General features: G+C 69.8%; 29 protein-coding genes and 1 pseudogene. 19 read left to right on the top strand and 11 right to left on the bottom strand.

Going from position 1 to position 23,122, the window contains the following annotated elements:
* Window positions 1-140: 140 nt before the first annotated feature.
* Window positions 141-791 carry a response regulator gene (locus J2S43_RS26315; RefSeq protein WP_306833636.1) on the bottom strand — a complete coding sequence of 217 codons (651 nt, stop codon included), beginning with the start codon at window positions 789-791 and terminating at the stop codon, window positions 141-143.
* Window positions 788-1,903: a sensor histidine kinase gene (locus J2S43_RS26310; protein WP_306833635.1), complete on the bottom strand. Its 1,116-nt coding sequence runs from the start codon at window positions 1,901-1,903 to the stop codon at window positions 788-790. Before J2S43_RS26310 ends, J2S43_RS26315 begins: the two co-directional genes overlap by 4 nt.
* 90 nt (window positions 1,904-1,993) lie before the next feature.
* Between J2S43_RS26310 and J2S43_RS26305 the strand changes: the two genes are divergently transcribed.
* From J2S43_RS26305 to J2S43_RS26275, 7 genes are all read left to right on the top strand, one after another.
* On the top strand, window positions 1,994-2,419 hold the full coding sequence (locus tag J2S43_RS26305) for a hypothetical protein (protein WP_306833633.1): 426 nt from the start codon (window positions 1,994-1,996) through the stop codon (window positions 2,417-2,419).
* Between the two features lie 247 nt (window positions 2,420-2,666).
* Window positions 2,667-3,509 (top strand): hypothetical protein, encoded by an 843-nt coding sequence (locus tag J2S43_RS26300; protein WP_306833631.1) that lies wholly within the window; start codon window positions 2,667-2,669, stop codon window positions 3,507-3,509.
* Between the two features lie 112 nt (window positions 3,510-3,621).
* The gene (locus J2S43_RS26295) at window positions 3,622-3,978 is read left to right on the top strand and encodes a hypothetical protein (protein WP_306833629.1); all 357 of its coding nucleotides are present in this window, start codon (window positions 3,622-3,624) and stop codon (window positions 3,976-3,978) included.
* Between the two features lie 68 nt (window positions 3,979-4,046).
* Complete coding sequence (locus J2S43_RS26290; RefSeq protein WP_306833627.1) at window positions 4,047-4,442, top strand: hypothetical protein; 396 nt, start codon at window positions 4,047-4,049, stop codon at window positions 4,440-4,442.
* Between the two features lie 504 nt (window positions 4,443-4,946).
* On the top strand, window positions 4,947-5,333 hold the full coding sequence (locus J2S43_RS26285; RefSeq protein WP_306833625.1) for a hypothetical protein: 387 nt from the start codon (window positions 4,947-4,949) through the stop codon (window positions 5,331-5,333).
* Between the two features lie 36 nt (window positions 5,334-5,369).
* The gene (locus J2S43_RS26280) at window positions 5,370-5,843 is read left to right on the top strand and encodes a hypothetical protein (RefSeq protein ID WP_306833623.1); all 474 of its coding nucleotides are present in this window, start codon (window positions 5,370-5,372) and stop codon (window positions 5,841-5,843) included.
* Window positions 5,840-6,574 carry a hypothetical protein gene (locus tag J2S43_RS26275; RefSeq protein ID WP_306833621.1) on the top strand — a complete coding sequence of 245 codons (735 nt, stop codon included), beginning with the start codon at window positions 5,840-5,842 and terminating at the stop codon, window positions 6,572-6,574. Before J2S43_RS26280 ends, J2S43_RS26275 begins: the two co-directional genes overlap by 4 nt.
* A gap of 6 nt (window positions 6,575-6,580) precedes the next feature.
* Here the strand turns inward: J2S43_RS26275 and J2S43_RS26270 are convergent, their stop codons facing one another.
* Entirely contained in the window at window positions 6,581-7,402 is an 822-nt protein-coding gene (locus tag J2S43_RS26270) for a DUF6807 domain-containing protein (protein WP_306833619.1), read from the bottom strand.
* A 132-nt stretch (window positions 7,403-7,534) separates the two neighbouring features.
* Between J2S43_RS26270 and J2S43_RS26265 the strand changes: the two genes are divergently transcribed.
* Window positions 7,535-8,386: a UbiA family prenyltransferase gene (locus J2S43_RS26265; protein WP_306833617.1), complete on the top strand. Its 852-nt coding sequence runs from the start codon at window positions 7,535-7,537 to the stop codon at window positions 8,384-8,386.
* Here the strand turns inward: J2S43_RS26265 and J2S43_RS26260 are convergent.
* Window positions 8,287-9,369, bottom strand: coding sequence for an EamA family transporter (locus tag J2S43_RS26260; protein WP_306833616.1), 1,083 nt, complete (start codon window positions 9,367-9,369; stop codon window positions 8,287-8,289). The genes J2S43_RS26265 and J2S43_RS26260 overlap by 100 nt on opposite strands.
* 69 nt (window positions 9,370-9,438) lie before the next feature.
* On the opposite strand from J2S43_RS26260, the gene J2S43_RS26255 reads away from it, so the two are divergent.
* The 3 genes from J2S43_RS26255 to smpB all read left to right on the top strand — a co-directional run bounded on the left by J2S43_RS26255 (window position 9,439) and on the right by smpB (window position 11,114).
* Entirely contained in the window at window positions 9,439-9,999 is a 561-nt protein-coding gene (locus J2S43_RS26255; RefSeq protein ID WP_306833614.1) for a CGNR zinc finger domain-containing protein, read from the top strand.
* Window positions 10,000-10,068: 69 nt separating this feature from the next.
* Window positions 10,069-10,542 (top strand): response regulator transcription factor, encoded by a 474-nt coding sequence (locus J2S43_RS26250; RefSeq protein WP_306833612.1) that lies wholly within the window; start codon window positions 10,069-10,071, stop codon window positions 10,540-10,542.
* A 65-nt stretch (window positions 10,543-10,607) separates the two neighbouring features.
* Entirely contained in the window at window positions 10,608-11,114 is a 507-nt protein-coding gene (gene smpB, locus J2S43_RS26245) for an SsrA-binding protein SmpB (RefSeq protein ID WP_306833610.1), read from the top strand.
* On the opposite strand, the gene J2S43_RS26240 is transcribed toward smpB, so the two are convergent.
* Both J2S43_RS26240 and J2S43_RS26235 read right to left on the bottom strand, forming a co-directional pair.
* Window positions 11,080-12,102, bottom strand: a complete 1,023-nt coding sequence (locus J2S43_RS26240) for a Gfo/Idh/MocA family protein (RefSeq protein ID WP_306833608.1) — start codon at window positions 12,100-12,102, stop codon at window positions 11,080-11,082. The two genes, smpB and J2S43_RS26240, sit on opposite strands and share 35 nt — an antisense overlap.
* 38 nt (window positions 12,103-12,140) lie before the next feature.
* On the bottom strand, window positions 12,141-12,635 hold the full coding sequence (locus J2S43_RS26235; RefSeq protein ID WP_306833606.1) for a hypothetical protein: 495 nt from the start codon (window positions 12,633-12,635) through the stop codon (window positions 12,141-12,143).
* Window positions 12,636-12,693: 58 nt separating this feature from the next.
* Here J2S43_RS26235 and J2S43_RS26230 point away from each other — a divergent pair, with 58 nt between their 5' ends.
* The 3 genes and pseudogenes from J2S43_RS26230 (at window position 12,694) to darG (ending at window position 14,571) form a co-directional block, all read left to right on the top strand.
* A complete protein-coding gene (locus J2S43_RS26230) occupies window positions 12,694-13,017 on the top strand; it encodes a hypothetical protein (RefSeq protein WP_306833603.1) in 324 nt (107 codons plus the stop codon).
* A 32-nt stretch (window positions 13,018-13,049) separates the two neighbouring features.
* A pseudogene (locus tag J2S43_RS26225) lies at window positions 13,050-13,859 on the top strand (DUF4433 domain-containing protein).
* Window positions 13,860-13,869: 10 nt separating this feature from the next.
* The gene (gene darG, locus J2S43_RS26220; protein ID WP_306833601.1) at window positions 13,870-14,571 is read left to right on the top strand and encodes a type II toxin-antitoxin system antitoxin DNA ADP-ribosyl glycohydrolase DarG; all 702 of its coding nucleotides are present in this window, start codon (window positions 13,870-13,872) and stop codon (window positions 14,569-14,571) included.
* 74 nt (window positions 14,572-14,645) lie between these two features.
* Here the strand turns inward: darG and J2S43_RS26215 are convergent, their stop codons facing one another.
* From J2S43_RS26215 to J2S43_RS26205, 3 genes are all read right to left on the bottom strand, one after another.
* Window positions 14,646-14,912 (bottom strand): hypothetical protein, encoded by a 267-nt coding sequence (locus J2S43_RS26215; protein ID WP_306833599.1) that lies wholly within the window; start codon window positions 14,910-14,912, stop codon window positions 14,646-14,648.
* An 83-nt stretch (window positions 14,913-14,995) separates the two neighbouring features.
* Window positions 14,996-16,210, bottom strand: a complete 1,215-nt coding sequence (locus J2S43_RS26210) for an RNA polymerase sigma factor (protein ID WP_306833597.1) — start codon at window positions 16,208-16,210, stop codon at window positions 14,996-14,998.
* A 7-nt stretch (window positions 16,211-16,217) separates the two neighbouring features.
* On the bottom strand, window positions 16,218-16,661 hold the full coding sequence (locus J2S43_RS26205) for a YciI family protein (RefSeq protein ID WP_306833596.1): 444 nt from the start codon (window positions 16,659-16,661) through the stop codon (window positions 16,218-16,220).
* Between the two features lie 274 nt (window positions 16,662-16,935).
* Between J2S43_RS26205 and J2S43_RS26200 the strand changes: the two genes are divergently transcribed.
* The 5 genes from J2S43_RS26200 (at window position 16,936) to J2S43_RS26180 (ending at window position 21,555) form a co-directional block, all read left to right on the top strand.
* Window positions 16,936-18,216 carry an ISL3 family transposase gene (locus J2S43_RS26200; protein WP_306839447.1) on the top strand — a complete coding sequence of 427 codons (1,281 nt, stop codon included), beginning with the start codon at window positions 16,936-16,938 and terminating at the stop codon, window positions 18,214-18,216.
* Window positions 18,217-19,416: 1,200 nt separating this feature from the next.
* Window positions 19,417-19,851 carry a hypothetical protein gene (locus J2S43_RS26195; RefSeq protein ID WP_306833593.1) on the top strand — a complete coding sequence of 145 codons (435 nt, stop codon included), beginning with the start codon at window positions 19,417-19,419 and terminating at the stop codon, window positions 19,849-19,851.
* Window positions 19,848-20,432 carry a hypothetical protein gene (locus J2S43_RS26190; protein ID WP_306833591.1) on the top strand — a complete coding sequence of 195 codons (585 nt, stop codon included), beginning with the start codon at window positions 19,848-19,850 and terminating at the stop codon, window positions 20,430-20,432. Before J2S43_RS26195 ends, J2S43_RS26190 begins: the two co-directional genes overlap by 4 nt.
* 10 nt (window positions 20,433-20,442) lie before the next feature.
* Window positions 20,443-21,027 carry a hypothetical protein gene (locus J2S43_RS26185; protein WP_306833589.1) on the top strand — a complete coding sequence of 195 codons (585 nt, stop codon included), beginning with the start codon at window positions 20,443-20,445 and terminating at the stop codon, window positions 21,025-21,027.
* 3 nt (window positions 21,028-21,030) lie between these two features.
* On the top strand, window positions 21,031-21,555 hold the full coding sequence (locus tag J2S43_RS26180; RefSeq protein ID WP_306833586.1) for a GNAT family N-acetyltransferase: 525 nt from the start codon (window positions 21,031-21,033) through the stop codon (window positions 21,553-21,555).
* A 34-nt stretch (window positions 21,556-21,589) separates the two neighbouring features.
* Here the strand turns inward: J2S43_RS26180 and rhaI are convergent, their stop codons facing one another.
* Window positions 21,590-22,756: an L-rhamnose isomerase gene (gene rhaI, locus J2S43_RS26175; protein WP_306833585.1), complete on the bottom strand. Its 1,167-nt coding sequence runs from the start codon at window positions 22,754-22,756 to the stop codon at window positions 21,590-21,592.
* 5 nt (window positions 22,757-22,761) lie between these two features.
* A complete protein-coding gene (locus tag J2S43_RS26170) occupies window positions 22,762-23,121 on the bottom strand; it encodes an L-rhamnose mutarotase (protein WP_306833583.1) in 360 nt (119 codons plus the stop codon).
* Window position 23,122: the final 1 nt, after the last annotated feature.

The following is a 23,122-nucleotide window of genomic DNA, read 5'->3' as shown; positions in this document are numbered from 1 at the left end:
GAGGGCGGCGTGAGCGCTGGGTTTCCGGGACCACGGCGGCAATGGAAGGGAGGCCGCCTGCGGCCGACCGGTGCCCGCGGGAGCACTCGGAACTCAGCCACGCCGGAAGCGGGAAGAGAAGGTTGTGGGTTCTGGGATTCCTACCGTGGTGGGGTGAGGCCGGAGCGGTGGGCGATCACGGCGAGCTGGGTGCGGTCGCGGGCGCGCAGTTTCGCCAGGAGGCGGCTGACGTAGGTGCGGGCGGTGGCCGGGCTGAGGAACAGTGCGGCGGCGATCTCCTGGTTGGTCTCGCCGAGGCCGACCCGGGCCAGGACCTGCAGCTCACGCTCGGTCAGGGTGGTCAGCCGCGGGTCCGGGGACGGCGGCGGGTCCTGGGCGGCGAGCCGGTCCATCAGGTGCCGGGCCACGGTCGGTGACAGCAGGCTGCCGCCGGCCGCGACCGTGTGCACGGCGCGGCGCAGCTCGTCGGCGCCGGTGTCCTTGAGCAGGTAACCGGCCGCGCCGGCCCGGACCGCGGCGTCGATCTCGCCGGGCTCGTCGAACGTGGTGAGCACCAGCACGCGCGTGCCCGGCAGCTCCGCGGTGATCGCGGCGGTCGCGTCCAGGCCGGCGCCGCCCGGCATGCGCAGATCCATCAGGACCACGTCCGGCCGCAGCCGGCGGGCCTCCGCGAGCGCGCGCACGCCGCCGGACGCCTCGCCGGCGATCTCGATGCCGGGGTCGTTGCCGAGCAGGCCGCGCAGCCCGGCCCGGACCAGCTCCTGGTCGTCGACGATCAACACCCGGATCATGCGGTACGCCCCAGCGGCAGCTCGGCCTCGACGGTGAAGCCCTCGGCGGTGTGCCGGGTGCGCAGTGTCCCGCCGAGCGCACGCGCCCGCTCCGCCATCCCGGCCAGCCCGTGCCCACCGCCGGGAATCCCGTCCGCGGCCGTATCACCGGGCTCGTCGCCAGCGGTGCCGGCCGGGCCGTCGTCGGCGATGGTCAGCCGCAGCCGGCCGCCGGTGATGCGCACGTCGACGGACACCCGGCTCGCGGTGGACGCGTGCCGGACCACGTTCGTCACCGCCTCCTGGACGATCCGGTAGGCGGCCGCGTCCACCTCCGGGGGCAGGTCGCGGACCTCCGGCGGGATGCGCGTGGCCACGTCGTAGCCGGCCGACCGGGCGGTGTCCAGCACCGGGGACAGGCCGGTCAGCGACACCGTGCCGCGCAGCGCGCCGACCGCGCCGCGCAGCTCGGCCATGGTCAGGTCCGCGGCCTGCCGGATCCGCAGCAGTGCCTCGTCGAGCGCCTCGTTGCCGGGCGGCGCCGCCTCCCGGGCCACGTCCGCGTGCAGCGAGATCACCGAGACGCCGTGGCCGACCGAGTCGTGCAGGTCGCGGGCGATGGCGAGGCGCTCCTCGCGTACCCGCAGATGGTTTTCCCGCATGTGAAGTGTCCGCTGGGCGCGGCGGCTGCGCAGGCCGTCGCCGAGCGCGATCGCCGCCGCCATCAGCGTGACGTGCGAGACCAGGTCGTACCCGATCACGTAGTTCACGCTCTGGCCCTCCAGCAGCCGGAACGTCAGCGAGATCGCGAGCACGCCGCCCGCGGTCAGCACGGACGCCAGCAGGAACCCGGCCTCGGCCGTGGAGAACAGCGCGGCCGCCAGCGGCACGGCCACTCCCACCGCCGGATATCCCGCCGCGTAGTAGGCGCACAGCCCGAGCGCGCTGATCAGCAGCACCGCGCGGGGATGGTGCCGGCGCGCCAGCATCAGCGCGCCCAGCCCGCCCGCCCACGCATAGGCGATCGGATCCGGCGCGTGCTCACCCCCGTGCCGCGCGGAGATCACCGCCGCGAGCGTGCCGGTCACGGCGACCCCGATCAGCACGTCAGCCAGCCACGGCGGAGTCCTCATTCCCACCAGCGTAGGACGTAGGCGGGAAGCGATCCGGCTGTCGCTCCCGGCCGGATGGCATCGGCCGTGCCGCTGCCTAGCGTCGTGACCATGAGACTCGGTCTTCCACTGCCCGCGCTGATGGGCCTCGCCCTGATCGCCGTCCCCCGGGCGGTGCTGCACGACCTGGAGATCATCCACGAGGGTACGTTCGTGAACGCGCTCCTCGTGGCCGTACCGCTGCTGATCTGGGTCGTGGTGGTCGTCGCCGCCCGCGTCCCCCGGCCGTTTCCGGCGCTGCTGGTGGTCGGCGCGTTCTACGGCATCGGGCTGGCCGTCGTCCACCAGGTGCTCTGGAGCGTCGACGCCGACCTCGGCGGCCGCCTCCCACCGTGGGCCGAGCAGGGCGTGATCCGCACGTTCGCGGTTCTGAGCAGCCTCTTCACCGGCCTGCTGACCGGCGCGGTCACCGGCCTGGTCGCGTGGGCCTGCACCGCGCTCATTCGTCGGCGCGATTACTCAACGATGAGAGATTGACTACTCAGCGAGATCGGCAGTGGTGACATGGAGCACTCGATTGGTTACCGAAAACCGGTTTGAGATCGATGCCCGTGTGTTGGTCTGGGCGTTGATCAACACGATGCCGGAGTTCCCCCGTCGGCCGTGATCACCGCGTGTATTCGGGGTCGCGGAGGTCCCGGAAAGCTGCGAAGAATGGCCCGTCCACCGTGGACGTTCGGGCTAGCAGTGGGGAAGCCTGCAATGAGTCGTGCCCTTTTTCAGGGTGAGTAGAAGGCAGCTGAGCATCGCGATGGCTGCCACCATGGCGGCCGGGACCGTACCGGTCTGGGCCGCCGCCGCATCAGCATCCGCGGCAGCCGCGCCGGTCCGGACGTACACCAAGGACGGCAAGGACACCGCGCTCCGGCAGTCGGTGACCGACCTGACCGGGACCACGAACTACGCCTACGACAAGCTCAACCGCTTGACCGGCGCGTCCGGTGCGCTCACCCGCAGCTACGCCTACGACGACAACTTCAACCGGACCTCGAAGACGGAGAACGGTACGGAGACGTCGTACACGTACAACGACGCGCACCAGCTCACCAAGGCGGGCTCGACCACGTACTCGTACGACGCGAACGGCAACACCACCGGCTCGTCGTCCGGCTGGGCGTTCGACTACAACGCGGTCAACAACCAGACCACGTCGATCACCGCGCCCGGCGGGAACCCGCTGGTGCCGACGTACGGCAGCGCGGACCAGACCGAGCGCCGCAGCGTCGGCCTGGTCACCTTCGCCACCTCGGCACTGGGCGTGTCGTCGGCCAAGGGCGCCGGGGCCGGCACCGGCGCGCCCCTCACGCCCGACACGGTGCATCCCAGCGCCGGAGAAACCCATTACTACACAAGGGGCAACAGCGGCGGCCTGCTCGGTTTGCGCAATGAGGGCGAGCGGTACTACTACCTCGTCGACGGCCTGGGATCGGTGGTGGCATTGGTGAACAGCAGTGCCACCAAGGTGAACTCGTACAGCTACGACCCGTACGGCATCCAGCTGTCCGCCACCCAGCGGGGAGTCGCCAACCCGTGGCGCTACGCCTCCGGCTTCTTCGATCCGCGCTGAATTGATCTAGTACGGCAGCCGCCATCAGCGGTCGGACCTGTTGGGAGCCTGCGGTGTGTTCTGCTGCGTGCGTCTATCGAGGCGGTAGGTGATGTCCGGGTATCGCCCGTCCATGACGGTCCGACTGCTGTACGGCGGCATGGGGATCGGGTTGTTCGCCTTTCTGGGGACGCTGTTGGTGGGCGCGGTAGGAGCGGTGGGAATCGTCCTGCCGCTCGGCATGGTGGCCGTGCTCCTGGTCGGGCAGTATCTGGCGGGCAGGACCTGGCGGATGATCGTCAACTCCGACATGGCCAACGGATTTCTGGTGCTGGGCATGCTCGGCGGAGGAGCGACGGTACTCGCCCTGATGCGATGGCCCTTTGATCGTCAGGTGATGGAGCCCGCGCCACTCATCGTCTTCGGAGTGACCATGGCGTTCTCGATCGCTCTGGGTCTGGCCGCCCGGTGGGACCTGTCAAGAAGATGATGTGGATCGCCACGACGTCTGGGGGTATAGACATCGAAGCGAAGACGAGCAGAAGGCCCCCGAACCTCATGTCGCCCAAGGATTCCTGGCCATTCCGGCATCGCGTCGCGGTGGGTGTCATCTGCGCGCTTGGCGGCATCGCGCAGTTCTTCCTCGGGTATCCGGGGCATGCGGTGCTGACCTTGCTGGGCGCGGTCGCGTGGTTCGGCGGTGCGTACTGGCAGCACAGATCTCGGGAGACCGGGACGACGCGGTCGGCGAGCCGGAGGAGCCTGCAGGCGCGAGGAGTCGCGCTGATCGTCGGTTCCGCCGTGGTCGCGGCCGGAGCCGGCCTGGTCATCGCGAACGCCGGCGGCAACATCACGGCGTACGTGATGGGAGGCGTTCTCCTCGCCGTCGCGCTGTATTGCATCGTCAGTGCACTGGTCAACTGGAAGAAGGCCACCACGCCTCAAGAACAGTAGCGTCTGAGCCGGGCATGGCGCGCGTCCAGCCTGCGATATCGGGAAGGGCGGGGAAGATGAAGATTCGACGTCCGAGTCGTACCGTCAAGATTTTGTGGGCTTTGTTCGTCGCGCCCATCTTCATCGGACTCGTTTTCGTTGCGTCTGGAGTGCCGGGCGGACCTTTGCTCATGCTTGTGGGCGCGGTTGGAAACCTCGCGATGGGGATATACATCTTTGTCACCGTGCCGCGGACTGAGCGGTAGGGGATTCAGGCGAAAATGCGTGATGAAAGCGAGAGTGCGACCGGAGGTTCCACGGCACCGTTGGACTTGCGGTTGCGATGTCTGTCCTGGTTGGAGTTGTTGTCGGGCTGACTGGAGCGCCGGTTGCGTACGGTGCCGGGGCGGTCCTGGTGGTGTTTCTTGTCGCGTTCGTTTTCCTCGTTCGTTTCTGGCGGGGACGGTGAAGGGCGCCGGTCGCGCTGAAGCGTGTGGGCTCGTGGTGGGTGGGGAGTGAACGGGCATGCTGCGGTCGAGTGAAGAGCTGCTACGCAGGCGACTCGAGGGCGAGTGGCGACAGGGGGAGGAGTTCGTCGCGGGGGCGGCCGGCCGGGCGAAGGTGTGGCTGCTGCCGCAGTCGATGTCGCTGACCGGCTACTACGTGGCGTTGACCACGGAACGGCTGTTCATCCTGTATCACGATCGGCTCACCAGCCGGCCCGGCCCGGTCAAGGACCTGATCGAGCTGCGGGACATCGGGAGACGGGATGTCGAGTCGACGATGAGCGGAAGGAGCGCCCGGGTCCGGCTGGAACGGCGGGCGGCCACCGTATTCGACCTCGTCTTCTCCGGCCGGGAGAGGAAAGCGGCCACCGCGATCTCGTCGAGGATCTGGACTCCGCGCCCATAGCGCGGAACGAGCGTCACTTGCGATGTGGAGGTGTACGTGGGCATGAAGGTGCGCCCGGCGCTGGAGGCGGTGGCGATGACCGCCGCGTTGACGTTCCTGTTCCGGTTCGCCACCGACGAGCTTCCGCCGGGATACCAAGCGCGCATCACCCTCGTCGTGATGCTCGTGGCGCTGATCGGAGTCTCCGCCGTTTTCGGGTTCGGCGTCGTGGCGGAGAACAAGCGGAGGGCGCGGGGCGGCTCGTCATCCCAGGAGGGGAGGTTCCCCGACGTGCAAGAGCCGACAGTGCGGCAGGCGAGTCGCAGGACCATGCGGGTGCGGGGAGCCATCCTCATCGCGACTTGCGTGGCGATCGGCATGGGCGCCGTGTGGGTCATCGCGAACGCGGACGGCGACGCCGCGAATTACGTGATGGGAGGCCTCATCTTCGGCATCGCGGTGTACTTCATCGTCAGGGTGCTGGTCAACTGGAAGAAGGCGACCACGGCCGGGCTGGTGGGCGATCGGTGAGGGGCTGGATCGGCGTTCCCCGCTGGCTGCACTGGATCACCCTCGTCGCGATGTCCGGCACCTTCCTGTCGCAACTGCTCATCGGCCTCGATCGGCCGTGGACCGTCGCCGTGTCGGTCGCCTCCGCGGCGCTCGTGCTCGAATCCGCGGTGGCGCTGGTCGTCGGGCCGAGAGCCGGTCGCGCCGACGCACGAAGGACTGACCCGGCCGTGCGGAAGCGCCGGAACGCGATCGCGGCATCGGTGGGCTTCGGCCTATACCTCGTTGTTCTGTTCACCGTCGACTCCCTGCCGTGGGCTCGGTGGGCGCCCGTCCCGGCCGGCTTGATGCTGGCGTTCGTCGTGGGGACGAGCGTCCGCGGGGTGGTGATGCGCTTCGTGAACAGGTCCAGGGCGGAACGCGGGAGGCGACGCCTCGAGGCCGGGCGCGGGGAGGCCGGGGGCACCCTCGTGCTGCGGCGGGGTGGCGTCGGCGAGGTCGGCTTTCTGAGGCGGATGAAGGTGACGGTCGACCGGGATCTGGTGGCGATGCTCGCGTACCGTGGCGAAGTATCTATGCGTCTCGCATCGGGCGAGTACGAGGTCTCCGCCCAGCTCGACTGGTTCCACGGCGGCCCGTTGCGGATCGTGGTGAACGAGGGCGAGACGGTCGCCGTGCGCCTGTCGACCGAGATGCCCGCCGACCTCGGGTTCGAGCTGCGTCGTGACGTGATCCGGGTGGAGCGGGAGTAGGCCGGCTCAGGCGGCCAGCGCGGCGGCCTCCGGCGGGGTCAGTGTGCCGTCGGCGACGATGACGGTGTGGTGGCGGGAGATGGTGCCGCCGGCCGGGATGAGCAGGGGCTTCTCCCAGGCCAGCGCGACGCAGACGCCGGGGTAGATGCCGGTGCGGGCGAACCAGTGGTCGCCGTCGCCGAGGCCGGAGAAGATCAGCGTGTGGTCGGCGGCGGCGAACGCGACCCAGGCGGCGGTGCCGCCGTTGACCACGGTCTCACCGTGGGAGCCGGAGGCGTCGAAGACGTCGGCGGGGCCGGGGGCACAGCGCCAGAAGAAGCCGCCGTAGCCCGCGGCGTCCGGGCGGCCGTTCGTGGCGGGACTGCCGAGCGGGATGTCCCGGGACGGCGGCGCGGCCAGCGTGTAGGACACCTCCAGTGCCCACGCGCTCGCCGCCACCGGGCGCGCGGAGATGGTGCGGTCCTCGGTGATCAGCAGTGTGCCGTCGCGGTCGAGCCAGTGCAGCGTCGAGGCGAACGCGTCCTCGGCGGCGGTGGGGGACAGGCGGGTGGTGACGATCCGGCCGTGGTCGTCGAGCCAGGTGTAGCCCTGACCGCGGACATACGTCCGGCCGCCCCACAGGTTGGTGCCGGCCACGTCCTGCATGGCGACGGAGGCGCCGAGGTGCCAGCGGTGGTCCTCGGGGAACGCGTCGGTGACCGGCGTGCCGGCCAGCGTGGTGACAGGGTGCAGGTAGGGGCGGGGGCCGAGTGTCGGGTCCACGTCGGTGCCGTCCTGGAGACGGGCGACCACGGTGCCGCCGACGGTGAGCCGGGCTGATTCGACCACGAGTGCCACCTCCGAAAATAGGCTGGAAAGCGCTTGCCAAACACTAGCGGTCGTCGATCGGTCTCAACACCCTTCTCAGGTTCGTCACAGCGAGTGGTGGCGAAGATCGGTCGCATGTTGCAGCGGTCTCGCGTGCGTACACATCGGGCGGTCGTTCTCGCGGCGGTGTCCCGGCCGTGGTTCTGGCCGGTGTCGTGGGTGCCGGCCTACCTCGGGCTGGTCCTGGCGACCGGGGAGCTGACACCGCGCGACCCTTGGCGGGCCGGGCTGACGCTGCTGGTGCTCGGGCCGCTGATCTGGGGTGCGGTGTTGGCCCACAACGACCTGCACGACCTGCCGACCGACCGGCTCAACCCGCGCAAGACGGGCGCGGGTGCGGTGTCGCCGCGGAGCCTCCGTGACTACTCGGTCATCGCGGCGGTCGCGGCGGTGGGGACGGCCGCGCTGATCGGGCCGCTCTTCGTGCTGGGCGTGGCCGGGGTGCTGGTGCTCGGCTGGGCCTACAGCGCGCCGCCGCTCCGGCTCAAGGCGCGGCCGGGTGCGGACGTGGGGGTCAACGCGCTGGTGGTGGGCGTGGTCGCGCCGCTCGGTGGCTGGTCCATCAGCGGCGACCCGTGGGACTTCCCGTGGCAGTTCGGGCTGCTCGGGCTGCTGTTCGCGGCCGCGTTCTACATCCCGACGACGGTCGTGGACCGGCCCGCAGACCTGCGGGCCGGGTACTCCACGATCGCGGTGCGGTTCGGCGCGAGCGGCGCCTATCGGCTGGGACTGTCGCTGTGGACGCTCGCGCTCGGGCTGTCGCTCGCCTGCGCCAGCGCGGACGTGCTCATCCCCGCCGAGACGCTGCCCTACCAGCTGCTGCTGGTGCCGGTGCTGCTCGGCGCCTACGCCTGGCTGACCAGGTCGCCGTCCATCCCCCGGCTCGCCGTGCTCGCGCTGCTCTTCGCGCTCCCCTCGGCCGGCTTCGCCCTGTCGGTCACCTGAGCGCTGTCGGTCACCTGAGCCCTGTCGGTCACCTGGGCGTTGCCGGTGGCCGCAGTGCCGCCGGCATCCGGAGAGATGTCGCTGACCTGCGGCGGCGCCGCGTGCACCGCCGCGATCCCGAACAGGATCAAGACCCCGCCACCCAGCTGTACGAGCGTCAGGTTCTCGCCGAGCAGCAGCCACGCGAAGATCGAGGCGAAGACGACCTCCAGCAGCCCGATGAACGACGCCAGCCGCGAGCCCAGCCGGTTCGACCCGAAGATCCCGGTGGCGTACGCGATCGCGGTGCCGAAGACCGCGACCACGGCCAGCGGCACGAACCACGGGACCGCGGACCCGAGCAGCGTCACGTCGCCGAGGTGTGCCGTGAACGGCAGCAGCCCGGCGGCGCCGATCAGTGCGAGCATCAGCCCGCCGACCAGCAGCCCGGCACCGGCCAGCGCGACCGGCGGCAGTCCGGCGGCCGGCCGTGCGCCGACCATGAAGTAGATCGCGCAACCCACAGCGGCCGCGAACGCGAGCGCCAGACCGGCCGGGTCGACCGCGCGCACCGCCCCCGGCCCGATCACCAGCACCAGGCCGCCGATCGCGAGCACGGAGCCGAGCAGCACGATCGCGTGCGGCGCACGCCGGGTGCTGACCCAGGCCCAGAGCACGAGCAGCAGCGGCGCCAGGTATTCGACCAGCAGCGCGGTGGAGACCGGGATGCGGGAGATCGCCGCGAAGTACGCGAACTGGGTGAACGCGACCGCGATCGCGCCCATGCCGAGCACCCGCCAGCGCGCCCGCCACAGCGTGTCCCAGCGCCCGCGCAGCGACCACAGGACGAAGGGCAGGAGCAGAAGACCCGCGGAGAGGGTACGGGCGGAGACCGCGGCGGCCGGCGACCAGCCCGCCTCCAGCAGCGGTTTGACGAAGGCGCCGGAGGTGGCGAAGGACGCGGCCGACGCGAACGCGGCGACCAGGCCGGCGGACTGCTTCACGATGCACCCCTGTCATGGGTTAACGTTCGTATGCCCCTGACGCTATGCCCATACCCGTGAGGAGTCAAATTGCTCTTTGCCCCTGACACCGAGGAGGCGCTGGACTTCATCGTGGCGCTGATGAACACGGAGGCCGGCGCGTCCCGCTCCGGCGACGACGAGCTGAGCACGATCGCGCAGCTGCGCGCGCTGATCGGGCGGTTCACGTACTCGGGGCGGATCGACTACGACGAGGCGGAGCTGCGCGCGGTCCGGCAGACCCGGGACCTGCTGCGCGAGGTGTGGACGCTGGAGCGCGACGCCGCGGTCGAGGTGGTCAACCGGATGCTGCGCGAGGGGAGGGCGCTGCCCTACCTGGCCCGCCACGACGACCTGGACTGGCACCTGCACGCCACCGACCCGGACGCGCCGCTGGCCGTGCGCATGCGGGTCGAGGCCGCGCTCGCGCTGATCGACGTGATCCGGATGGACGAGACCGGCCGGCTGCGGGTCTGCGGCGCGACCGACTGCACCGGCGTCTTCGCCGACCTCTCCAAGAACGGGTCCAAGCGCTTCTGCAGCGTGCGCTGCGGCAACCGGATGAACATGATCGCCCACCGCAGCCGCAAGCACCTCAACGGCAACCCGTGACGGCCCGCCGCTGCTCCGGCCGGCGCACAGCATGAGACCCGAACACGCCAGCCGAGCCCAGGAGCGCAGATGACCTACGCACCCGCCACCGTCCTCGTCCTCGTCGCCGAGGACGACACCGATCTGCGCGAGCTGATCGCCATGTCGGTCGAGGGCGCGGGGCTGCGCACGGTCTGTGCCACTGACGGGATCACCGCCGCGCGCATCCTGGAGACCGCGACGCCGCGGGCGATCATCACGGACGTCGGCATGCCGGCCATGACCGGGCTGGAGCTGTGCCGCCTGGTGCGCTCCCAGCAGCGGCACCGGGACCTGCCGGTGATCATGGTGTCGGCCGCGATCGACGACGCCGACATCGAGGCCGGGTACGCGGCCGGCGCCACCGACTACCTGGTCAAGCCGTTCTCACCGCGGCGGTTCCGGGCCCGGCTGGCCGAGCTGCTGAATCACGACGCCCCGATCCGCCGCCGCGTGCCGCACCACGCCCGCCCGCACCGGTTCGCCACGCCGGCCGGCCCGCGCAACATGCCCGCGCGCTGGTGAGCGGCGCGGCCCGCCCGCGCAATATGTCCGCGCGCCGGTGAGCGGCGCCGCGTAACCTGGCGCGCATGGCGAAGCGGGAGGACGGCGACGGGCGCACGCTCGTCGCGTCGAACAAGAAGGCCCGGCACGAGTACACGATCGTGAAGACCTACGAGGCCGGGATCGTGCTGTCCGGAACCGAGGTCAAGTCGCTGCGCGCCGGGCACGTGTCGCTCAACGAGGCGTTCGCCCAGGAGCTGAACGGCGAGATCATGCTGCACGGCATGCACATCGCGGACTGGGGCTTCGGCGACTGGACCCGGCACGCGCCGCGCCGCACCCGCAAGCTGCTGCTGCACCGCGTCGAGATCGACCGGATCCTGACGAAGCTGCGCGACGGCGGCGGCCTGACGCTGGTGCCGCTGTCGCTCTACTTCGCGAACGGCTGGGCCAAGGTGGAGCTGGCGCTGGCGAAGGGCCGCCGGGCGTACGACAAGCGGCAGGCGATCGCGGAGCGCGACGCGAACCGCGAGATCGCCCGCACGATGGGACGCCACCTCAAAGGTCAGCGATCCGCACCGCGGCCTCGATGATCTCCAGCCCGGCCAGTGAATCGGCCGGGTCGACCGGCATCGCCGTGCCGTCCCGCAGCGCGGCGGCCACGCCCGCGTAGAAACTCGGGTACGCCCCGGCCTCGGTGCGCACCGGAGCGATGGAGTCCCCGGCGCCGAGCAGGCCCCAGCGATCCTCGGCCTCCGCACCCCAGTCCGGCGCGGACGGGTCGCCGCCGGCCGCGAGCGCCGGCTCCTGCCCGTCCAGCCCGTGCTTGACGAACGCGGCCTCCGCGCCGAGCACCCGGAACCGCGCGCCCGGCTGCGCGGCCAGCCGGCTTATCCACAGGTGCGAGCGCACGCCGGTGAGGTGCCGCAACGCCACGAACGCGTCGTCCGGCACGGCCGAGCCGGACCGGACCACGCCCAGCTCCGCGTGCTCGACCTCGGCCGGGCCGAAGAGCAGCAGCGCCTGGTCGATGACGTGCGCGCCGAGGTCGTAGAGGACACCGGCGCCGGGCGCGGCCTCCTCCTTCCAGGAGCCCTCCTTCAGCGCGGGCTTCCACACCTCGAAGCGCGACTCGAACCGGTGCACCCGGCCGAGCGCGCCGTCGTCCAGCAGTTTCCGGACGGTCAGCAGGTCGCCGTCCCACCGCCGGTTCTGGAACACGGTCAGCGGCACGCCCGCGGACTCGGCCGCCTCGATCAGGTCCCGGCCCTCCGCGGACGTGGGCGCGAACGGCTTGTCCACCACGACCGGCAGCCCGGCGTCGATCGCGGCGCGCGCCTGCGGCACGTGCTGCGCGTTCGGCGAGGCGACCACGACGAGGTCGACGCTTCCGGAGGCGAGCAGCGCGGGGAGGTCCGGGACGATCGTCGCGCCGGGGTGAGCGGCCCGTGCCTGCGCGGCGCGCTCCTGGTTGCCGGTCACGATCGCGGACAGTTCCAGTCCTGGCGTCGCGGCGATCAGCGGTGCGTGGAACACGCGCCCGCCGAGCCCGAAACCGACCAGTCCCACGCGAATCGTCATGAAAGCCCCTTTGCCCGTACCGCCGGATGATCTTGATCTTAGAGAGGGAACTCCTGTGGCGTGCCGGAACCGCCCGCGGCCGAGTGCGGCGGAGGCGGGCGCTCGGTGCCGCGCGCGAAGACGCCGGGCCGCGGCCGGGTCACCGCGAGCGGCACCAGGTGGACCGGCGGGCCGGGATCCTTGATCGGGCCCGGCGACCAGCGCACCCAGAGCGCGACGCGACCGGCCGCGGCCTCGGCGCGGAGCTTGTCCACGGTACGGCGGCGATCCGTGTGGTCCACCTCGATCGCGACCGGCAGCGCGCCGCCGGGCCGCGCGCACGCCACGTCCAGCACCGACTTCTGCCGGTCCAGCGGCGGCGGCAGCGACACCACGCTCGGCGCCCGTCGGTAGACACGCCAGCCCCGCGCGCCCGCCCAGCCGGTGATCGCGTCGATGAGCAGCGCGGTCACCTGATCCACACCGACCCCGTCGAACGTCAGGCCGTCCAGGTGCGCGCCGAGCGCCACGGCCAGCTCCGCACCGTCGTCCATGGCGCCCAAGCCTAGAGCCTCCAGTTTCCTCGGCTGCCGCCGAAGCGTTCACCCATACGTGAACGAGACCTACACGGTACGGGTCGGACAGTTCGGGCATCCGGCGCACGCGCTGCACCTGGCGCTGTCGTTCCTGACACTGGGCTGGTGGGTGGCGGTCTACGCGGTGCACGGCCTGATCTGGTCGCGCCGCCGGGACACCGTCACGATCACCGTGCCGGACGGATGCCGGGTGGAGTGGCGCGGCGGCTACCCCGAGGTGCTCGATCCGGACGAGTGGCTGGAGCCGCTCACCGCCGCCGAGCGCCGCCGAATCATCCGCCCCTACCTGCTGCCGGCCGCCATCGCCACCGTGGTCATCGCGGTGCTGCTCATCAGATAGGCACGGTCGCCGGTCGGGGTGCATCGACGTGTATGGCGGCGGGAGCGGCGCAGGGATGTCGTACGCCACCCGTAGGATCCCGAGAGGGCTGGACCGACGTGTGGCCTCAGGACATGCATGGCCGGCCGGGGTTGGGGATGGGGGTGGACCTTCGATACATTCCGGACTCGGGCTTCATGGCGCGTGGGCAGGCCCGTCCGCGCCGGGACAATGTCAGAGATTGGCTCGTCTGGCATTTCACGCACGTTGAGAATGTTCCCTCGATCGCGGAGGCGGGAATCCTCCTTCCTACTGCGAAGGTTCGGCCGCCTCGAAGTGTCGCCAATGATGAGGTGAAGGGCCGCAGGATCTTCACCGTCGCGCCGGATCCGTCATACCCGGCCGCCACGGTCAGCGATCACGTTCCCTCTTATGTCGCAGCAAAATCTCCCATGCTTTATGCAGTTACCACACCGGGTCCCGGCAACTTCAAAGCGAGGAGCGCGGATCTCGTTTTCTTCAGCGTCGTGATCGGAGATTTGATCGACGCCGGCTTGACCTGGTGCGTGAGCAATGGAAATGCCGCGTCGAGCTAGACTGGCTTCAGTCGAGATCTGAATGCGATCGGCGAGTTCGTCGACTTCGATCTTCTGTGCGAGAGAATGTGGAACAACACGCCCGATGATCCACTCCGGCAGGGGCGCAGGGCTGCCGAATGTTTGGTTCTCGGCGAAGTTCCAGTCGATCTCATATCGGTCTTCGTGACGCGGTTCGACGATGCTCTCGAAATTGTCAAGCTATGCTTTCCGGATAACCGTCCAGGTCGAAGGTTCAAGGCTTCCGGGGCTGTTTTCTATAACTGATTGTAGGTTTATGATGATCGAAAAGGTTGAAGGTGACCTGCTTACCTCCCGCGTTGATGCGCTAGTAAACACCGTTAACTGTGTCGGCGTGATGGGAAAGGGTCTCGCTCTTCAGTTCAAGCGTCGATACCCCGACGTCTTCAAAGAGTATGAGAGTGCGTGCAAGCGAGGCGAGGTCCGTGTCGGCGAGATGTTCGTCGTGCCGACCGGGCATTTGGACGGCCCTCGTTTCGTCATCAATTTTCCGACCAAGAAGCACTGGCGATCGCCGTCCCGAATCCAGTACATCGAGGATGGCCTGGCCGACTTGCGCCGAGTCATAGACGAGTACAATATCCAGTCCATTGCGATCCCGTCCCTCGGTGCTGGCAACGGCGGGCTCGACTGGGCCGACGTTGAGCCGTTGATTGTGAATCGCCTAGGCGCGCTGACTGATGTGAGAGTCAAGCTGTTCGCCCCTTCTGCGGACCGCCGGGGCATTGCCGGCTCCGGCGATCTGAAAATGACCTGGGGGAGGGCTGTGCTGATAGAACTGCTCCAGGCCTATGTTTCTCGACGAGCCCTGATCGAGCCGTGGGAGCACAACTCCGGTGCTTCCCACCTGGAAATTCAGAAGCTGATGTATTTCGCCAATGAGGTCGAGCCGGGACTCAAGCTCAACTTCGAGCCCGGGCGCTACGGTCCGTACAGCGATCAGGTGCGGCACACCTGATCCAGGAGATGGAGGGAACGTTCCTGCTCGGGCATGGGGACGGCAGCGCCGCGGTGCTGTCACTCGATCCGATCTCACCGACTGACGTTGCCAGGAAGAAGCTCGATGATTTCCGTCGCGGTGAACACGCTCCCGCCGTACAGGAGATCGTTCGAAGGGTCGTGGCGGGCGTCGCGGGTTTTGAGGGACCCTATGGCCTCGAACTTCTGGCGAGTACCCATTGGGTTGTGCGACGTGAGCTCGCTGATGCCGATGTCGCCGATCGGGTTCGAGGGTGGACCAAGCGCAAGGGAAGGATTTTCACCGACGCGCACGTCAACGCGGCGGTCGACCATCTCCATCACGGCGGTTCCCTGTAGAGGTGTGACGACGGCGGAGAACGTCGGGCGGAACCTGTGACGGTGGAACCGGCCGTGACCGGTGGTCACAGTGCGGTCGCCGCGGCTGCGCGGGCGAGCAGGAGGTTGCGTTCGCGCTGGGTGGGGGCCAGCTCAGCCGCGCGCTCCAGCTCCTCGGCCGCGTCCGCGGGTCGGCCCAGCCGCAGCAGGACGTCGCCGCGAACCGCGCCGACCAGGTGGTAGCGGGCCATCCGGGGATCCGTGCGGACCTCGTCGATCGCGGTCAGCGCGGCGTCCGGGCCGTCCGCGTGCAGCACCGCGACCGCCCGGTTCAGCGCCACCACCGGCGACGGTGCGATCTGGCCGAGCGCGTCGTAGAGCGCCACGATCGCCTCCCAGTCCGTGTCCGCGAAGGCCGGCGCCCGGGTGTGCACGGCCGCGATCGCGGCCTGCACCGAGTACGACCCGAGCGGCCGGCGCAGCGCGGTCGCCCGGTCCAGCGCGGCCAGCCCGTGCTGGATCAGCGTGCGGTCCCAGCGCGACCGGTCCTGGTCCTGCAACAGGATCGGCGAGCCGTCCGGCGCGGTCCGCGCCCGGAACCGGGACGCCTGCAACTCCATCAGCGCGACCAGGCCGAACGGCTCCGGCTCGCGCGGCAGTAGACCGGTCAGCATGCGCCCGAGCCGCATCGCCTCCTCGGCCAGGTCGCGCCGGATCCACGCGTCCCCGCTGGTCGCGGCGTACCCCTCGGTGAAGATCAGATAGACGACCTCCAGCACGGCGGGGAGCCGCTCGCCCAGGTTCGTGGGAGTCTCGAACGGGACCTTCGCCTCGGTCAGCGTGCGCTTGGCGCGGGAGATCCGCTGGCCGATCGTGGGCGACGGCACCAGGAACGCGCGGGCGATCTCGTCCGTGCTCAGGCCGCCGAGCAGGCGCAGCGTGAGCGCGGTGCGGGACTCCCGCGGAAGCACCGGATGGCAGGCCGTGAAGATCAGCGCCAGCAGGTCGTCGTCGGACCGGTCCGCCGCGAGCGTGGGGTCGAGCGCCGCGCCGATCTGCCGGTCATCGCGCATCCGGTCCCGCCGGATCCGGTCGATCGCCTTGTGCCGGCCGGTCGTGTGCAGCCAGGCACCCGGATTCGGCGGCACGCCGCCGGCCGGCCACTGCGAAAGCGCCGCAACGAACACGTCCTGCGCGATCTCCTCGGCCGTCCCGACGTCCCGGGTAAGCCGGGAGAGCGAGGCGATCAGACGAGCGGACTCGATCCGCCAGATCGCCTCGATCCTCCGTTGCACGTCCACGGCCGGGTCAGGACTCCCGCTGCTGGGACTGGATCTGGCGAGCCAGCTCCTCTTCCTTCTCCCGCAGCTCCGGCGTCATCGCGTCGCCGAAGTCCTCCATCTCGAAGAACGGCCGGATCTCCAGCACCTCCTCGGAGCCGAACTGGGGGTCGTGCGGGCACCGCTTCGCCCACTCGACCGCCTCCTCCATCGAGGAGACCTGCCAGATCCAGTAGCCGGCGATGACCTCCTTCGACTCGGTGAACGGCCCGTCCACCACGGAGGTGTCGCCGCTCACCGCGAAGACCACCTTCGCCCCGGCCGACGTGGGCTTCAGCCCCTCGCCGCCGAGCATGATCCCGGCCTTGACCAGCTCCTCGTTGTACTCACCCATCCGCGCCAGCATCTCGGTGGTCGGCGCGATCCGGTCCTCGTCGGCGCCGTTCCCCTTGATCATGACCAGAACCCGCATGTCACTGCTCCCTCTTCTGTCGCTCCGGCGACCCTAGCGGCCCCCGGATGCGCTCTCACCTGTTCCTCGTTCGGCGCCTCACACTTTTCGACACGCGGCCAGAAATTCTCCAAGAACTTTCCCGGGCTGCGCCGCCAGAGCTCCGAAAGACTGCTTTTCCGGTGCTTGTGACGTTTGTGTGGGTGTTTTTGGGGGTTTGGGGTAGCGCACGCCGTTGGCCTGCTTACGTTCTGTCTTGACTAGAGTCAGAGCGTAGAAAGTGCAGGTCAACGGCGTGCGTGATGCCAGGGTATGGGCTCGGATGCTCGGACTCCAGAAGGCTGTCGTTGAGCGTGTCGAGTTCGACGAGGAACAGAATCTGCTGGTCGCGTCGGTGCGGCCGGCCCGGGGGCACCGTCGCCGGTGCGGGCTCTGCGGCCGTCGTAGTCCGGGCTATGACCAGGGTTCCGGCCGGCGGCGGTGGCGGGCCCTGGACCTCGGCACGATCATCGCCTACGTCGAAGCGGACGCCCCACGGGTCTCGTGCCCCGAGCACGGCATCGTCGTAGCCGGCGTCCCGTGGGCCCGGCACCATGCCGGGCACACCCTCGGCTTCGACCAGACCGTGGCCTGGCTCGCCACGACCTGCTCCAAGGCGGCGGTCACCCAGTTGATGCGCATCGCATGGCGGACCGTCGGGGCGATCGTCGCCCGGGTCTGGGCCGACACCGCACAACACACCGACCTGCTCAACGGCCTCACACGGATCGGGATCGACGAGATCTCCTACCGCAAAGGACACAAATTCCTCACCGTCATCGTCGACCACGACACCGGCCGCCTCGTCTGGGCCGCACCCGGCGCCGACGCCACCACCCTGACCGAGTTCTTCACCCAACTCGGACCCGACCGCTGCGCCCGAATCACCCACGTCACCAGTGATGCCGCCGCCTGGATCCGGCAAGCCGTCACCACCCACTGCCCACAAGCAATCCGCTGCGCCGACCCGTTCCACATCGTCGCCTGGGCCACCAAAGCCCTCGACGAACAACGCCGCACCACCTGGAACCAGATCCGCAAAGCCGCCCAGGGAACCCGACCCGCGAACCCCAACGACCGGCCCAAAGGCGCAGTGAAAACCCTCAAGAACGCCCGCTGGGCCCTCTGGAAAAACCCCGACACCCTCACCGAAGGACAACGCGAACAACTCGACTGGATCGCGAAAACCCAGCCCGCCCTCTACCGCGCCTGGGCGTTGAAAGAAGGCCTACGCACCGTCTTCACGATCGCCCGCCGCGACCCCGACGAAGCCATCGAAGCCCTCGACAAATGGATCTCCTGGGCCCGCCGCAGCCGCCTCACCCCCTTCACCACCCTCGCCCGCTCCATCACCCACCACCGCGAACCGATCATCGCCGCCATCACCCACCGGCTATCCAACGCCCTCATCGAATCCACCAACACCAAAATCCGGCTCATCATCCGCAGAGGCTTCGGATTCCACTCACCCGAACCCATCATCGCCCTCGCCATGCTCCACCTCGGCGGCCACCGCCCCACCCTCCCCAATAGATGACCACCAACCACCCACACATCCGTCACAAGAGCCGCTTTTCCCGCTTCCGGTGTGGTCGCGCTGGGCGTGCTCCCGCGGGCCAACCTCGCGGCGGCCTCCGCCGCCGCTCCGGACGCCGCATCGGAGCCGGTTCCGGCCCGGTCACCGGAAGAACGGCGCGGCTCCGCCTTCATCTCTGTTCGCCGGCCGCCGCGGCTCGACGGGCGGCTGCTGCACAGAACCGGCTCGGATGAGCCGGTGTTGCGCTGTCGGGTGTCGTGAGCGCTGGTTGGTGCGGATCCGTGGTGCAGGAGCCGGCGCTGATGGGCTGGAGTTTCGCTGGCTGGTGCGGATATGCAGTGGAAGAGCCAGCGTCGATCGCTGTTGCGTTGGCTGGTGCGGGTTCGTGGTGTGAGAACTGGTGTTGATGACTGTTGCGTTGGCTGGTGCGGGTTCGTGGTGCGAGAACTGGCGTCGACGAGCCGGAGTGTCGTTGGTGATTGCCGTCAGCGCGGGCTGTGGCGTATCGCGTGGTGCACAGACCGGCGGGCTGCTCCGCGCCGCCGGCCGGCGGGTCGTGGATGGTCGGGTGGGGCCGATCGGGTCGGTCCAGCGCCGAGTTTGGCCGGATCGGGCGCTCGCGCCCGTAAAATCCGCTTATTGCGGACTGCGCGTCGGGATGCATGAGGCGCATCGCGGCATCTCAAGATCCTTCCAGCCCACATTGCTGTTTCGCGCGGGTCGAAACAGCAATGTGGGCTGGAAGGATCTTGGTTCCCACTCATCGGAAGATCGGTTTCGATGGGTGGAATGGCTGCCGCCTGGAATGGCGAGCGGGCCTTATTCAACTGGCGCCTCGCCGCTCCCATCCGAAATTTCGGTATATGACGCACGGCTCGCTGGGAGTCGAGATCGCGGTGTCGGTTGAGGCCCTGCGAGTGGCTGGAGACGGCCGTTGGCGACCTCGAGGGATCGCGCAGGCGGGCGGGATGCCCAGAAGCGATGACCGTTGGCTCGGTTTCGTCGATGACCTGGCAGTTCTGGCGCAGATGGCGGCGCGGAAGGCCGGTTGGAGCGGTGGAGGAGCGGGCGGGGAGGGGGTGGGGGAAGCGGGTGGGGGAGGGGTGGTGGGGAAGCGGGCGGGAAAGGGGTTGGCGGAGTGGGGAAAGTGGGCATATTTCCGGCACCGGTGGAGTGGGAGGAAGGGCGTAGGCTGCGGCGGTGGTCGATGGGGAGTGGGCTGAGCAGCGGGAACGGGCGATCCGGGCGCACGCGTCGGCGGCGGAGGCGCGGCGGGACGCCGAGGTGGCGGAGGCGCGAGAGCTGATGCGGGGATTCGTCCGAGAGGCGGGCGAGCGGGGGATCGCGGCGGAGGAGTTGACCGCGGTGCCGTTCGGTGGTGGACCGGGGCGGCTGCGGACCGGCCTTCGCGGTTGGTATCTGCGGGCCGACCGATCGGTGGCGGTCGGGACGGACGCGGAGTTCTACTCGCTGACCGCGCCGGGCGGGCTGTGGGCGCGGCTGACCGGCGTGACCCTCGCGCCGTCGAGGCCGCGGCTGATCGTGGGCGAGGGCGGCCGGGACGGCGAGTCGATGCCGCTGGCCGAGCTCTTGAAGCGACGGCTCGGCGACGAGAGCGTAGGGTCGGACGGGTGATCGAGCTCGGCGTCACCTCCGGCGAGACGGAGCGGGAACCCGTGCGAGCGCCGGGGCTGCGCGAGCGGCTCTCGGCGTACCCGCGGCCTGTGGTGATCGTGGGTTTTGCTCTGGCTCTGGTCGCGGCGAGCGGCGTGGGCTATCTGGGGCTGCGTGACAGCGGTGGCGGCGCGAGCGGGCGGGACCTGACCGCGCACGTCGCGGTCGGCGACGACGAGCTGGCGATAACCGGGCCCGAGGCGCGGCTGCGCGGCATCGCGACCGTGACGAACGTGGATGACGAGCCCGCCGTGGTGCACGCGCTGAGTGCGGAGTGGCCGGGAGTGCGGATCGCGGTGAACGACGAGCGGGTGCACCGGGTGGCGCCGGGCGCGACCGCGCCGATGGGCGTGACGATCACGTTCACCTGCGCCTACGACACGTTGCGGGGCCTGCACGGCCGGGCGCTGGTGGACACGCCGGACGGCGGTCGCGGCGAGGTGGACCTGCCGATCACGGCGGTGCGGCCGTGGCAGGCGATGCGGCACGGTGCGTGCGAGACGATTCAGAGCCGCCCCGCGGATCGGCGCCCGCAGGAGTAAGGTGGCGCGCGTGATCGAGCTGGACGTCACCCCGGAGCGCGCCGATCCCCCGGAGCCCTCCGGCTGGCTGGCCTACCAGCGGAGCCGGCTCCCACTGGTCTTCCTGCTCGTGGCGTTCGTCGCCGGTGCGGTCGCGGGCGGGGGCGGGGTCTACTACGCCGGTGTGCTGCGACCGCGGATCGCGGCGGCCGAGGCGGCCGAGGCGGCCCGCGCGGCCGCACCGCAGTTGCTGATATCGCGCGACCCGACGTTTTTCGAGACCACGCCGGCCGAGCACTCGGTCCGGGCCAGCGGCCGGATCATGGTGTCGAACACCGGGCAGGCCGAGGTCGTGGTGCACGCGGTCTCGGCGGAGGCCGGCGGCCTGCGGATGACCACGGACGTGGAGAAGGCGCGCTGGCTACAACCCGGCGGCACGCTGGGGATCGACGTGACGATCCTGTTCGACTGCGACGTCGAGGCGCCGGTGCCGGCGTCCACGCGCGTGCTGGTTGAGGCACCGGACGGCACCCGCAGCGAGGTCGGGTCCGCCGTGGACCTGGCGTCCGCGGACTGGCCGCTGACCTACCAGGCCACCTGTGCGAAGGCCAAGTAGCGGATGTTCTCGCTCGACCTGGGCGACGGGCTGCGGCTGACGCTGGCCGAGGAGCGGCACGCGGAGCCGATCACCGATCTGATGGCGCGTAACCAGGCCCGGCTCGCGCTCTGGCAGCCGTGGGCGGCGTACCGGCCGACCGTGGAGAGCACCCGGTCGTACATTCGCGGTGGTCTGGATCGGTTCGCCGAGGGCCGCGAGCTGTATCTGATGATCGAGCACGTGGGCGTGCCGGTCGGCGCGTGCGGCATGCGGCGGGACCCGCAGACGCTGATCGCTGACGTCGGCTACTGGCTGGACGCGGGCGCCGAGGGGAAGGGCCTGGTCACGCGCGCGGTGACGGCGCTGACCGAGGCGGCGTTCACCGCGTACGGCATGCGGCGCGTGGAGATCCGCACGATGGTGGGGAACAAGCGGGCCCGGGCGGTCGCGGAACGCTGCGGTTATGAGTTCGAGGGTGTGCTGCGCCGGGCGATGCGTTTCGCCGACCGCAACGAGGACGTGGCGCTCTACAGCGCGGTGTCCTGAGCCAGGCGCCGGGACGACGCCTGGCTCAGGAACCTCAGGCGCCCCAGCCGGCCTGCTGGCCGCCGACCCGGTCGGCGACGATCTTCTCCTGGTAACCGCTGCGCTTGTAGGCCGCGATCGGGTCCGGGTCCAGGCCGGCGTCCTCGCGGACCTCGCGGAGCAGCGGGCGGACGTCCGTGTTGTACGCGTCCATCAGCACCGAGTTCGCCTCCAGCACGTCGCCGGCGGCCTGCGCGGCGAAGAGCGCGTCGCGGTCCACCAGCAGCGCCTTCGCGGTCGCCTCCTGGACGTTCATCACGGACCGGATGATCGCCGGGATCTTCGCCTCGATGTTGTGGCACTGGTCGAGCATGAAGTTGATGCCATAGGCCGGATTCAGAGCATCAGCCCGCACGATCTCGTACATGATCCGGAACAGCTGGAACGGGTCGGCCGCGCCGGCCATCAGGTCGTCGTCCGCGTAGAACCGGCTGTTGAAGTCGAACGCGCCGAGCTTCCCCTGGCGGAGCAGGAACGCCACGATGAACTCGATGTTCGTGCCGGGCGCGTGGTGGCCGGTGTCGATGCAGACGGTGGCCTTCGGGCCCAGCTCGACGCAGTGCGCGTACGACGTACCCCAGTCCGGCACGTCGGTGGCGTAGAACGCGGGCTCGAACAGCTTGTACTCCAGGACGATCCGCTGGTCGTCGCCCAGCCGGTCGTAGGCCTCCCGCAACGCCGCGGCCAACCGGTCCTGGCGCGTCCGCAGGTCGTCCTGACCGGGGTAGTTGAGGCCGTCGGAGAACCACAGCTTCAGGTCGCGCGAGCCGGTCTGGTCCATGATGTCCACGGCCTCGAGCAGGTGGTCCGTGGCCTTGCGCCGGACCGCCGGGTCCGGGTTGGTGACGGAGCCGAGCTTGTAGTCGTCGTCCTGGAACACGTTCGTGTTGATCGCCCCGAGCCGGATCCCGCTGTCCGCCGCGAAAGCCGACAACTTGGCATAGTCGGCGACCTTGTCCCACGGGATGTGCAGCGCCACGCTCGGCGCCACGCCGGTGAACCGGTGCACGGTGGCGGCGTCCGCGATCTTCTCCTCCGGCGTGCGAGGCACCCCGGCCTGCGCGAACACCTTGAACCGGGTGCCCGAGTTGCCGAACGCCCAGGACGGCGTCTCGATCCGCTGCTCGCGAAGCGCCTGCTTCACCGCGTTCAGGTCAGCCATGTCACTCACTTCTCCGTGTCGAGCCGGGTGAGGTTCCCCAGCTGGTCGTCCAGGTTGAACACCTCGGTCAGCAGCACGAACCCCTCGTCCGGCGGGCGACCGTCGATGCCGGTGAAGAACTCGGACATCTCCGACTGCCAGCGCGCGTTGACCTCGGTCCGCGCCATCGCGGCCTGCGCCGCGGCCAGGTCGTCCGCCTCGACGTATCCGATGAGGAGCCCGTCCGGGCGCAGGAACAGGGAGTAGTTGCGCCAGCCGGTGTCCCGCAGCGCGGCCAGCATGTCCGGCCAGACGGCGCGGTGGCGCGACACGTACTCGTCGATGCGATCCGGCTTGACGTGCAGTTCGAAGCAGTACCGTGGCACA

Source organism: Catenuloplanes nepalensis, from assembly GCF_030811575.1.
In the GTDB taxonomy this organism is placed as follows: domain Bacteria; phylum Actinomycetota; class Actinomycetes; order Mycobacteriales; family Micromonosporaceae; genus Catenuloplanes; species Catenuloplanes nepalensis.
Note: the sequence above shows the minus strand (reverse complement) of the source record. Positions and strands in the feature narration are given on the sequence as shown.